The 12,083-nt window shown below is 67.8% G+C and carries 7 protein-coding genes; 2 read left to right on the top strand and 5 right to left on the bottom strand.

Going from position 1 to position 12,083, the window contains the following annotated elements; all coding sequences use genetic code 11:
* Window positions 1-142 precede the first annotated feature (142 nt).
* The gene (locus tag EPN98_RS08115; protein ID WP_293362176.1) at window positions 143-1,492 is read left to right on the top strand and encodes an MFS transporter; all 1,350 of its coding nucleotides are present in this window, start codon (window positions 143-145) and stop codon (window positions 1,490-1,492) included.
* A gap of 308 nt (window positions 1,493-1,800) precedes the next feature.
* Here EPN98_RS08115 and EPN98_RS08110 read toward each other — a convergent pair whose 3' ends face one another.
* The 5 genes from EPN98_RS08110 to EPN98_RS08090 all read right to left on the bottom strand — a co-directional run bounded on the left by EPN98_RS08110 (window position 1,801) and on the right by EPN98_RS08090 (window position 10,084).
* The gene (locus EPN98_RS08110; RefSeq protein ID WP_293362175.1) at window positions 1,801-3,294 is read right to left on the bottom strand and encodes a CRTAC1 family protein; all 1,494 of its coding nucleotides are present in this window, start codon (window positions 3,292-3,294) and stop codon (window positions 1,801-1,803) included.
* A 16-nt stretch (window positions 3,295-3,310) separates the two neighbouring features.
* A complete protein-coding gene (locus EPN98_RS08105) occupies window positions 3,311-5,395 on the bottom strand; it encodes a penicillin acylase family protein (RefSeq protein WP_293362174.1) in 2,085 nt (694 codons plus the stop codon).
* Window positions 5,396-5,423: 28 nt separating this feature from the next.
* A complete protein-coding gene (locus EPN98_RS08100; RefSeq protein WP_293362173.1) occupies window positions 5,424-8,216 on the bottom strand; it encodes a TonB-dependent receptor in 2,793 nt (930 codons plus the stop codon).
* A gap of 85 nt (window positions 8,217-8,301) precedes the next feature.
* Window positions 8,302-9,297, bottom strand: coding sequence for a FecR domain-containing protein (locus tag EPN98_RS08095; RefSeq protein WP_293362172.1), 996 nt, complete (start codon window positions 9,295-9,297; stop codon window positions 8,302-8,304).
* Window positions 9,224-10,084 (bottom strand): sigma-70 family RNA polymerase sigma factor, encoded by an 861-nt coding sequence (locus EPN98_RS08090; protein WP_293362171.1) that lies wholly within the window; start codon window positions 10,082-10,084, stop codon window positions 9,224-9,226. Before EPN98_RS08090 ends, EPN98_RS08095 begins: the two co-directional genes overlap by 74 nt.
* A 394-nt stretch (window positions 10,085-10,478) precedes the next feature.
* Here EPN98_RS08090 and EPN98_RS08085 point away from each other — a divergent pair.
* Window positions 10,479-12,083: hypothetical protein (locus tag EPN98_RS08085; protein WP_293362170.1), on the top strand; the 1,605-nt coding region annotated here is incomplete at its 3' end.

Genomic DNA, 12,083 nt, shown 5'->3' with positions numbered 1-12,083 from the left:
GCGTCCGCACGCATCTTCGCCCTGAAGCCGCCGCCGCCGAGGCGCGACCCCTCATCAAATCTGAACCCTGTGCTTGCGATTATGCGGCAGGTCGCGTCTGTTCGCGGACAGGGAACGCACGCTTCCAGAAAAAGAGCCTTGCATGGCCATCGCGGCAGACGCCGGATCCACCGTAGCGGCCGCGGGCGATACTTCGCCTCCGACCTACTCAAAAGCTTACGTTCGCTACGCCATGTGGTTGCTGCTGGGCATCTACATCGTCAATTTCGTTGACCGCTCTGTGATCAACATCCTGGCGGAGCCGATCAAGCAGGATTTGGGCCTGACCGATTGGCAGCTGGGCATGATGAGCGGCCTGGCATTCGCGATACTCTATACGTTCCTCGGCATTCCCGTGGCGCGTTTGGCGGAGCACAGTCATCGCCCGCGCATCATCTCCGTCGCAGCGGCCACTTGGAGCCTGTTTACGATCCTCTGCGCCTACGCCGGCAACTTCTGGCAGTTGCTGTTGTTCCGGGTTGGTGTCGGGGTCGGGGAAGCAGGCTGTACGCCCCCAGCCCACTCCCTGATCGTCGACTATCACCCGATCGAGAAGCGCGCCTCCGCACTGGCCTTCTATTCGCTCGGCGGCGCAATCGGCACGCTGCTGGGGTTGATCATTGGGGGGTTGGTCTATGACGCCTATGGTTGGCGGGTCGGCTTTCTTGTAGCGGGCTCCCCGGGATTGTTTTTCGCCGTCCTCGCCTTCTTCACTCTGAAGGAACCGCGGCGGATCATGGCCCGGCACGTGGCCGCCACGACCGCCAAGGCCAGCACATTTGGCCAGACTTTGGCCTACCTGGCCAAGACTCCCACGTTCTGGTGCTTTGCCGCGGGTGCGACCATCTTCAACTTCGGTGGCGGCGCCACGTTTACCGTCTCCTTCTTCCTGCGCATCCACACGGCCGAAGTGAACCTGCTCGCCGAAAGCATGGGCCTGAAGGCGGTCGGTTTCCTCGGGCTGACGATGGGCCTGTCAAACGCCGCCGGCGCATTGGGAATCTGGATGGGCGGCTGGATCACCGACCGCTTCGGGGCCCGGGATCTTCGCAACTACGTGGTGGCGCCCGCGGTCGCGGCCTTGCTCATGATACCCCTTCGCATCGGTCTCTACACAGTGGACTCCACGTGGCTGGCGTTGGGGCTGATGACGGTCGTCACGTTTCTGGGCGGCTTCTGGTGGGGCCCCGTATTCAGCATCGGGCAGTCGGTGGTTCCGTCCCACATGCGCGCCACCAGCGCGGCGATTCTGCTCTTCACCATCAACCTGCTTGGGGCCGGGATGGGCCCGGTCGCCCTTGGGCTCTTGTCCGACTACTTCAACCGAGGCCTGGGGATGGGCCCAGCGGAAGGGGTACGGTGGGCCCTCATCGCCTCGGTCGTGACGGGACTGGGCGCCTTCGCGGCGTTCTGGATGGCGCGCCGGACAATCCGCCAGGATTTCCTGACCTAAGCCCCGAGGCCGTAGCAGAGGCCGAATTGCGCGCCGACCGCGGCGACCGGCATCGAGAAGGCGCGGGCGAAATAGCTGGGCAACCACTGAAGCAGGCCGCTCATCGCGAAGGCGCCAAGCGCGAAGCCGGCTGGTTCGTCGACCGACCCTACGAACACTTCGAGCCGAGGCTCATCGAGCGTAGGTGGCTGCGGCCGCCGCGGCCTAACTATCGGGCGGGGAGGGAAATTCCCGAGGCCGAACCGGTCAACCGGACAACACCGGGAAGGGACCTCCGACGCCAGCCCCGGCTAACCTGACAACGCCCCTCAAGGCGCGCGCCGGACGACAAGCGCCTTTCCGGCGTAGGCGCCGACGTCGACGTTCCTGACGGTCTGCGCCTTGCGGCCGCTGGCGCTCATGAAGGTCACTTCGACGTTTACCTTGGCGGTGGCCGGCAGGCCGAAATGCACCGGCGTCGCGCCCTGGGCGCCATAGCCGCCGCCGGTGGAGACCTGACCCGTGCCCAGAAGCTTGCCCCCTGGCGCATAGACGCGAACCTCGGCGCCCTGCTGAGTGAACCGGCCCTTCGCATCCAGCACCGTGACCTGCAGGCTCTGGCGGGCCTGGGCCTTGGGCAGAAGGTTGCGGAAGAGGAAGTGGCCGCCGACGGGGCTGTAGCCGCGGGTGACCGACAGATCGAGCGCGCCGTCGCGGTCGTAGTCCACCCAGACCACGCCGTGGTCGCCAGCGTCGAGGGGGCCGCCCTTGGTCAGGACGTTGGTGAAGCCCTTGCCGCCGTCGTTGTGGAACAGACTGTCCAGCGGGGTCTGCTGGTTGGGTGGGCCCTCGTAGGACATCACCGACAGGTCGACGAACCCGTCGTTGTCGTAGTCGCCCCAGGCGGCGCCGACGGCGTGGTTCTCGAGGCCTACGCCCATCGCTTGGGCGGTGTTGGCGAAGCCGCCCTTGCCGTCGCCGCGCCACAGGGTGTTGTGGCCGTAGTTGGGGACGAAGAGGTCGAGGTTGCCGTCGTTGTCGTAGTCGCCGACCGCGCAGCCGACGCCGCCGTCCTCGGGGCTGCGGGCGGGCTGGTCCATGCCCAGCTGGGGCGCCACGTCGACGAAGGCCGAGCCGTCGTTGCGATACAGGCTGTCGGCCTTGCCGGACTGGTTGGCCAGGAACAGATCGATGTCGCCGTCCTTGTCGTAGTCCAGCCAGCAGGCGCCGACGGTCGAGCGGAAGACGGTGGGCCCGCCGTCGGCGAACACCTGCACGAACTTGCCGCCGTCGTTGCGGAACAGCTGGTTCGGGCCCATCCGGTTGGTGGCGTAGAGGTCGAGGTCGCCGTCGTTGTCGTAGTCGATCCAGTTGTTCTGCCGCGAGGCGCGCCCGGGGATGGTCAGGCCGATCTCGGCGGCGACGTTCTCGAAGCCCTTGCCGGCCTTGTTGTGGAACACCGCGGTGGGCTTCTCGGGCAGGCTGGAGCCGGCCAGCAGGTCGATCCAGCCGTCGGCGTCGAAATCGCCCCAGCTCAGCGCCCGGAACTCGCCGCCGGCGGCGGGCAGGCCCATGGCGGCGCCGATGCTGGTCAGCGCGCCCTTGTCGTTGCGATAGAGGCGGATCTCGCCGCTCTTGAGCGAGACGGCCAGGTCGAGGTCGCCGTCGTTGTCGAAATCGGCCCAGGCGTTGGACAGCGATCCCGGCATGCCCAGGAGCTCAGGCTGGACGGACGCGAACGGCGGGTCCTTCTTCACCGGGGCGGCGGCGACCAGCAGCAGGGCGGCGCCCGCGAGCAGCGTCGGCTTCATGCCTTCTGACATCCTCATCTCCTCGACCTCAGTAGGCGACGCGCGATTCCACGTGCTTTTCCACCTCGGCCCGGGTGGTCCAAAGGGTGCGGAACGTCTCCTTGGACAGCTGTTCCAGCTGGTCGCTGCGGTGGGGCGAGCCGGGCTGGGTGGAGTTGCCGTAGCTCATCAAGCCCTGCGCCTTGATGGGCGTCGAGAACTCCACCATCGACATCCAGGTCTCGCCGTGGACCGGCGTGCGCTTGCCGTCCTTCAGCGGGCTCCAGGTCATGACGTGGAAGACGCCCAGGTTCCCGAAACCGCCGTTGCCGGGCAGGTCGACCTTGCCGAGGGCGAAGCGCGAGACGTCGCCGAAGGGGCGGTCCAGCGCGCCGTAGCTGGCTATCGCCTCCCCTGCGGCGGCCTTCAGCATCGCCACCGACGCGGCGGGATCCTTGAGGCCGGTCGGCGTGTCGATGGGCTTCTCGGGATCCCATCGCACCCGGTAGTTGGCGTCGCTGATGTAGTTCGGCCCGGCGAACTTGCGCGCCCAGGCCTCGAACAGCAGCGCGCCCTTGGCGTCGGCGTTGACCGTGCGGTCCCACGCCTTGAGCACAGCGGCGGCCTCGGTGACCTCGGGGTCCGTGCTCTGGGCCGCGGCGGCCAGCAGTTCATCCAGCACGCGGTCGGTCATCAGGACGTGGCTGGTCAGCTTACGGGCCACGAAGTCGTCGAAGGTGATCTTCGGCGGGTCGGCCATCAGGTGCGACGACTGCTGGGCGCGCAGCGACAGCGGGCCCGGGTTGGCGACATAGGCCGGGTAGTCCTTGGCGTGGATCACCTGCGGATAGGTGGCCACCCAGGGCGGGTCGTTGGTGTTCTGGACGTAGCCGCTGGGCGGGTCGATGACCTTCGGCAGGTCCTCGTACGGATGCACCTCGGTCCAGAGGGTCGACGAGGTGTCGCCCGCGACCAGACCGCCCCACTTGGCGACGTTGCCGTCGGCGTGCTTGGGCAGGATGCCGTTGTGCAGGTACTGAACGTGGCCTTCCTTGTCGCCGTAGACGATGTTGAAGGACGGCACCTGCAGCCGCTTCATGATGGTCTGATACTCGGCGAAGGACTTCGCCTTGCCCATGTCCCAGTACTGGCGCACGCCCCCCGGGCGGTCGAGGCCGGCGACGCGCAGCGCCACCGTCTTGCCGTCGGCGCGGGTGAAGACCGGCCCGTGCACCGAGGACCGCAGCTCCAGCGTCTCGGTCTTCAGAGAGCCGTCCGGCTGCCTGACCTTGAGGGACGTCGTGCGGGTCGTGAAGGGCAGCACCTTGCCGTCGTAGACATAGCCGCCGTCGGCCAGCTTCAGCTCGTAGTTGGTGGCGCCCAGGATGCCGTTGACCGTGTTGGTGAAGCCCATGCGGTCGTTGAACATGAAGCGCAGCACCGGCAGCCCGACCTGGGTCGCGCCGTACATCTTGATGCCAGGGCCGTTCAGGTCGGCCTCGAAATAGGTGAGTTGGCTGGGCGCCCAGGGCAGGTGCGGATTGGCGAGCAGCAGGGTGTTCCCGCTGGCCGACTTCTTGGGCATCACCGCCCAGGCGTTCGAGCCCGCGTCGGCGTTGCCGCCCATGGTGCGGGCCTGGGGCGCCACGTAGACGTAGTTCATCAGCCGGTGGGCGTGGGCCATCACATCGACGCCGCTGATCGGGAACACCTGCCGCACCGACGGGTCCAGCTTGTCGGGGTGGGCCTTGAAATAGGCGTTCATGCCCGCGGCGAAGGCGTCGAGGTTGGCGCGGAAGCTGGCGGGCTCCTGTGCGTACCAGGCCTTGGCCCGCTCATAGATGTCGTTGGCGATCACCCACTTGTCGGACTCGATCTCGGCGGGCCCCCAGTACTCGGCCGCGCGGCCGCGGGCCTGGCCGTACAGCTTCACCACCACGTCGCCGTGGTTGGACGCGGTGGCGTAGCCGAAGCCGTAGAAGACCGAGGGCTCGTCCTTCCCGTAGATGTGCGGCACGCCGTAGCTGTCGTACAGGATCTCGCCCTTGACCGGCGGGGGCGCGGCCTGCGCCGACGATGCGAGGAGACCCGCCGCCAGCCCGGCAGCGATCCAGAAATTCCTGGCCAGGTACACGGCGTGCCTCCCTACGCGGTCGCGGAACTCAGAAGTTGTACTGCACCCGGGCGTACCAGGAGCCACCGGTGAACCCGAACGGCGAGGTCCCGGGGAACTGACCGCTGCCCAGCGCCGCGTTGTACTGGCCGTTCTTGTCCGGGTACTCGTTGAAGAGGTTGTTGGCGCCGGCCGCGACGGTCACGCTGTCGAGAACCTTGTAGCTGACCTCCAGATCGGTGATCCACTTGGCCCCATAGCTGCGGTCGTTGATCGGCAGGTCGGCGATGACCGTGAACTTGCCGTACCGCGTGGACCGCAGGTTCACGTTCAGCTTGTTCCAGTCCCAGTTCAGGCCCAGCGCCACCTTGCTCTTGGGGAACGAGGTGGTGAGGAAGCCCTGGCTGCCGCGCGCAAAGAGCACGAAGCCCGCGCCCAGGGCCGTCAGCTCGGGCGGGTTGGGGATGATGTTGGTGATCTTGGTCTTGCCGTAGTTGAACCCGGCGTTGGCCCGCAGCCTGCCCCAGTCGCCCAGGTCGTAGCGATAGGTCGCCACCACGTCGATGCCGCGCGTCCGGGTGTCGATGGCGTTGGTGTAGTACTGGGCCGACAGGTCGCCCGAGAGGCCCTTGGAGATCAGGATGTTGCTGACCGCCGTGCCCGTGAGCGTGCTGGTGATCGCGATCCGGTCGTCCACCTTGATCTGGTAGCCGTCGATGGTGATGTCGAGGCCCGGGGCCGGCTGGATCGTGACGCCGCCGCTGATGTTGGTCGACTCTTCCGGCGTCAGGGGTTCGGCGCCCAGGGCGATGGCCTCGGGCGCGCTGACCGGCAGGGTCTTGATCAGCAGCAGCTGGTTCGGCACGCCGTTGACGGTCCGGAACTGGCTGGAGGTGGCGGCGTACTTCTGCTGGGCCAGGCCCGGCGCGCGGAAGCCGTTGCTGATGGCGCCACGGATCGAAAGCCAGTCGGTCAGCGCGTAGCGGCCGGTCAGCTTGCCCGTCAGGGTGTCGCCGGAGGAGTCGCTGTAGTCCTCGTAGCGGACCGCCGCGCCGATGAAGAGCTGCTCGGTCGCGTCCCAGCCCAGCTCGCCGTACACCGCCTTGGAGTCGCGGTGGCTGGTGCTGGCGTCGGCGGGCCGGAAGCCCGGCGTCGCCTGGGCGCCCGTCTGCGGGGCGACGCCGGCGAAGGGCTGGCCGGCCGGCGCGCGGTAGAGGCCCTCGGCATAGCTGGCGGGCTCGCCGGCCAGGATCTTGTAGCCCTCGCGACGGTACTGGGCGCCGAACGACACCTGCAGGGTGGAGCCGCCCAGGTCGAAGCCACGGGTCACGTCGAGGTTGCTGGTGACCTCGTCCGACTTCAGCGTGCCCACGTAGAACACCTTGGGGCTGGCCGGCCCCAGGCTGGCGTTCTCGGTGTTGGAGGTGTTCAGGGTGGCCTTGTTCTTCCCGTAGCCGGTCGACAGGTCCCAGTCCCAGCCGCCGAGGTCGCCCTTCATGCCGCCCGTGAACTCATAGTCATCCTCGTTGACCACCTCGTTGGGGCGGTAGCCGAGGGGGTAGAGCTGGGGCGTGGTGTTGACGTTGTTGGGCGTGCGGTAGGTGAACGGCAGGTCGGACTCGCGCTTGGACCAGGTGCCGAAGGCGTAGACCGCGATCTTGCCGAAGTCGTACTCGCCGTTGAACCCGACCGTCGTGTTGGTCTGGGGCAGCTGGCCGTAGTTGAGGGTCACCAGTCGGTCGATCGTCGCCTCGCGCGGGTCGGGCACGCCGCCTGCGAGCCGTGGGAACAGCTGGACGGTGGGAGCGATGGGGTAGGCCCGGTTCGAGAGCCGCTGGTCCTTGTGGTTCACCGAGACGTTCACGAAGCCGGCGTCGCCGAGCTTGAAGCCCTTGTTGAAGGCGTACTGGGTGAGGTCGCCGTCCTTGCGGTCGAAGTTCAGGCCGTAGGTGGCGCTGATCAGGCCGGCGTCGGAGTCGCCTTTCATGATGATGTTGATCACCCCGGCGATGGCGTCCGAGCCGTATTGCGCGGCGGCGCCGTCGCGCAGCACCTCGATCCGCTCGATCGACGCCGTGGGGATCATGTCCAGGTCGGCGGGAACCGAGCCGTTGTAGAGCGACGACACGGCGTTGATGAGCGAGGTCTTGTGGCGGCGCTTGCCGTTGACCAGCACCAGGGTCTGATCGGGGTTCAGGCCGCGCAGGCCGCCGGTGGCGATGATGGTCGACGTGCCGCCGCCGGCGCGGAACGGCAGGTTGAACGACGGCGCCAGTGTTTGAAGGGCCTGGAAAACCCCCGCGCGGCCCGACTTCTCGAGATCCGAGGCGGTGAAGGCGTCGATGGGCGTCGGGCTCTCCATGACCGTGCGGGCCACGCCGCGCACGCCGGTCACCACGACTGCCTCGACATCCTGAGGCGCGGCCGCGGCGGGCGCGCCGCCGCCCGAGTCCTGGGCCGCGATGGTCGCGGTGGCGAAGACGGGACCCGCCGAGGCCGTCCGGATCAGGCCCGCCGACGGTGGCGCCGCGGCGGTGAGCGCGATCATGTCCTTCTGCGCCATCGCCACCCGCAGCGGCGAGCCGGCGATGATCTGGCCCAGCGCGTCGCGCGTCGCCATCCGGCCGCGAACGCCCGGCGAGCTCAGGCCGGCGATGCGGTCATAGGGGTAGAGCAGCCGCACGCCCGACTGGGCCGACAGCGCGTTCAGCGCGCTCTGCATCGGCTGAGGCGCGATATCGAAGCTGGTCACCGACTCTGCGGCGAGCGCGGGTCCGGCGGCCAAAGCGACGGCCGCTGCGATTGGCGAGGCCCAGACGAGATGATCGAAGTTCCGCGGCATGTAGCAAACCCCCAGTGCGACGCCCTTGCCTGATGGAACGGGCCGGGCTCGCGCCGCCGCCATCCCGACCGAGAAAAATCTGCGCCTAGGGTTTCTCGACCAGCAGCACCCCGCCGTCCGACGTAGCGACCGCCTCGATCGGGAAGCTGCTGGTCAGGGCCGTGAGGAACTTGTCGGCCTCGTCCACCTCGAACCGGCCGCCGATGCGGAGCGATTCCAGCCGGGCGTCGCCGATGACAATGGGCCGGCGGCGGTAGCGGTTGAACTCGCCCACCACCTGGGCCAACGACTCGCCGTCGAACTCCAGTACGCCGTCCTGCCAAGCCGTCCGCTGGCGCAGGCGCTGCTCGTCCAGCGCGGTCGCCGCCACCGCGCCGGATCGCACGACGGCGCCGCCGCCGGCGGCGATGCGGCGGGCGCCGGGCATACGATCGACGTCGGACTCGCCGGCCACGACGGCCACCACGCCCTGGGTCACCGTCAGCTCGACCAGATCCGGCCGGACCCGGACATTGAAGGCGGTGCCCAGCGCTCGGAACCGCGCGGCGCCCGCCTCGACCAGGAAGGGCTTCGTGGGATCGTGCGCCACCTCGAACAGGGCCTCGCCGCGGACGAGGCGCAGGCGCCGGACCTTGGCGGTGAAGGCCACCTCGACCGTCGAGGAGGTGTTGAGGGTCAGGGTCGAACCATCGCTGAGTGCGATGACACGACGCTCGCCCACGCGCGTGCGATACCGTTCCACCGTGTCGAGCAGACGCCAGCCGATGGTCGCGGCGACGGCGACACCGGCCGCCGCACTGGCGCCGAGAAGGAAGGTCCTGCGCCCATCCGCCCCCGGACGGCCCTCGGGACGGGCGGGACCCTCCAACGGCGGCGGCGCGGCGCGCAGGCGCTCTGACGCCTCCCACGCCGCCTCCATCCGCGCGAACGCGACGGCGTGGCGCGGATCGGCTTCGACCCACGCGTAGATGTCCTGCCGCTCGGCCGGGTCGGCGCCGCAGGCAAGCTTAGCGACGTAGGCGGCGGCCTGGTCTTCGATGGCCGGCCGGTCGTCGCAGGTCTTGGGGGGCGTTTCGCCCAAGCTCTTGATCCTCACGTTCCGCCCGCGCCTGAGCCACGAGCTTCAGCGCCTTGGCAAGGTGCTTCTCGACCGTTGAAACGGACAAGCCCATCTCGCCCGCTATGGTCGCAGGCGAAAGATCGTGGACGCGCCGCAAAAGGAAGACACGTCGCCACTGCGTGGGCATGCGGTCGACGAGCGCTTGCAGCCAGCGCAGTTCGTCCCGCGCCTGGATCTGCCGCTCGGTCATGGCCTCGTCCGAGCGGAGGACGTCGAGGTCGGCCACGAAATCCAGCGACACGATGGCCTCGCGACGCAGCGTGTCGATCAGCAGGTTGCGGGCGATAGCGAAAAGGTACGCGCGGCCCGCCGTGATCCGTCCGATGTCGTGCGCCTGGTAGGCACGCGCCAAGCTCTCGGCGACCAGGTTGTCAACGTCGAAACCCGGCGGACAGATGCGTTTCAGCCGTGCGCGCACGGCGGCTTCATGCGGCAGCACAACAGCCTTGAACCATTCCAGCCGAACGAGAAGCTCGCTCATCCCGCGCCCCCCGAGGCGGTCATGACGACACCAGTGTGACAATCGGCGCATGCTTGGCCGACGCCGTCCAGTCCTCCGCTGCGGACGGCGCGTCGAGCACGACGGCATGGCGGAACTGCAGGCGCCCGCCCGTTCAACCGGGCAGACGGCTGGGCGCGAGCGCCGAACCTCGTCTCTCAAGGCATCGAGCGCCTTGAGCTCTTCCACGCTCTCGTAGTCGAGGTTTTCTCCGGTTGGAAAGGACGAGGTTTCGATGAGATAGCTCATGGCTAAGAGCTATCTCATCGACCGCTGAGGTCGCGAACAAATCGAAAACATGATATTCGCAGACCGGCAGGTGCGGCGGCCACGGACCGAAATGGCCGGGCTAAGCACACATCTGACCGGGAGGGCGGCCGCTTGGACTTCGCGCCAGACTAGGACGTCCTCGCAGCAGACCTTCGTCGCCTGCCGAGGTGAATTCGTCGTCGGCGCGCGCCGAGGTCGACGGGCGGCGTGATCGCTCCGCGGAGCAGATTCTTTTCGTTGCGCCTGGGCGCCGACAGTGGCTCTCTGTGATCGTCGAACGCGAATATTCCAGTTCGCGGGCCGGGGGGCGATGACGACAGTCGACTAGCTGCGGCGGTCGATTGAGGCTCACTCGGATGCTGGGGGGCATCTGATGACGGACGGTACGTTCAAGGGTCCGAACCACGCCGAGATCTACAAGAACTCGCATCTGAACCCGATGCAGATGATCAGTCTGCGGGACCGGATCGGGCTCAAGAAGACCGACAAGGTCGAGTTCGTCGAGACGAACAAGAACGGCGAGAGCGTTTACGCGATCACCAGCGGCAACGGAGAACGCAAGGGCGAACTCAGCATCAAGTCCGAGGATCGTGGCGGCTTCAGCTATCAGCACTTTGAAGCTGTGAAACAGGAGAGCAACCCGGGTAGCGCGAGTTTCGGCGTCGGACGTTCAAGCGGCCTTGGCGGCGAGGTCTTCGGTGGTGGGTCGAGGGACAAGCTCTCCGATCCGATGAAGTCGAAGATGGAAGGCGACTACATGAAGCCGGGGAACCTGACGGCTGGGGCCCAGGTTAGCGCCGAAGCGAAGTTCGGTCGGGCGACCGAGACATCGGGAACCCTCAACCAGGACGGATCGGGCGCGCACCACGTCAAGGAAGTTGAACTCGGCAGCGTATACGGCAACTTCGGCGTCTCGGCCGACAAGTCGAATATCGGGATTAAGGGCGAGGTGGGAGCCAAAGTCGCCACCCATCGCACGACCGACGAGTATCGCACCGCGGTCGACGCTGACGCCGACGGCAAAATCTCCCAAGGGAGCTATGGGGTGTCGATGGAAGCCGGAGGCGGTGCGGCCGTCGGCGCCGAGCTCAGCCCCAAGAAGGTCGGCGTCACCGCGGGCGCCGGGCTCGTCGGCGGCGCTTCCGTCCAGGTCAATCCCTACAAGAGCCTTGATGACGCCTCGAGCAAGGCGCCGCCGCCGCCGGAGAACCACCCGCAGGTCGAGAACTCGCCCCTGCAATCCTCCGTCCCCAAGGGACCGCCTGGCCTGAGCCCGTCAGAGCTCTTGAAGGGCACGCCGATCGCGCCCGTGCGGGTAGACCAGGATCCCGGCGTGGGCCCGCTCGCGCGACCGGAGGCGCCGTCTGCGCCGACCGATCAGGGGCCGGTGCAACTGGGACCGCTGGGCCAGAACACGACGCCGGCCGCGCCGGGCGCGCAGACGGTGAGCGCCAACGTCGCCGACATGGGGAATGGCGCGGGAAGGCTGGCGGCTGGAGGCGCAGGCTCGGAGTCCGTCGGGCGCGACCTGGACGAAGGTCGGGCTCAGAAGATGGGTGATGGGCTGGGGCAGCGTGGCCCAGCCGGTGAGCCGGCGGTACCGCGCGAGGCCGGCGCGGATGTCGTCGGTGTAGAGTCCGGCGCTGTGAAGCTCGCCGGCGGCGCAGGTGCGGACGCCCTGGGACGGGACTTCGGGCCTGGTGAGGGCAGGACGCTGGAAGATCGACACGCCCCAATTGAGGCTGACGACGGCCTGCGCGGCGCCAGCGACCAGGCCGGCGATGGCAAGAACATCAGCGACGAACTGCAGGCGCAGCTTGAGGAGGGCAAAGGCGCCGTCGAGGAACTGAGGTCGCAGCGCGACGAGGGCAAGGCGGCGGTCGACGAGCTGAAGTCGCAGTCGGACGAGGGCAAGGGTGCGGTCGACGAGCTGAAGTCGCAGTCGGACGAGGGCAAGGGTGCGGTCGACGAGCTGAAG

Origin of the sequence: Phenylobacterium sp. (assembly GCF_004299445.1) — a bacterium.
GTDB lineage: Bacteria > Pseudomonadota > Alphaproteobacteria > Caulobacterales > Caulobacteraceae > Phenylobacterium.
Note: the sequence above shows the minus strand (reverse complement) of the source record. Positions and strands in the feature narration are given on the sequence as shown.

Coding starts and splice junctions, on each gene's coding strand:
- EPN98_RS08090 (WP_293362171.1), bottom strand. CDS start 10,084: ATGAGCTATCTCATCGAAACCTCGTCCTTTCCAACCGGAGAAAACCTC.
- EPN98_RS08110 (WP_293362175.1), bottom strand. CDS start 3,294: ATGTCAGAAGGCATGAAGCCGACGCTGCTCGCGGGCGCCGCCCTGCTG.
- EPN98_RS08100 (WP_293362173.1), bottom strand. CDS start 8,216: ATGCCGCGGAACTTCGATCATCTCGTCTGGGCCTCGCCAATCGCAGCG.
- EPN98_RS08115 (WP_293362176.1), top strand. CDS start 143: ATGGCCATCGCGGCAGACGCCGGATCCACCGTAGCGGCCGCGGGCGAT.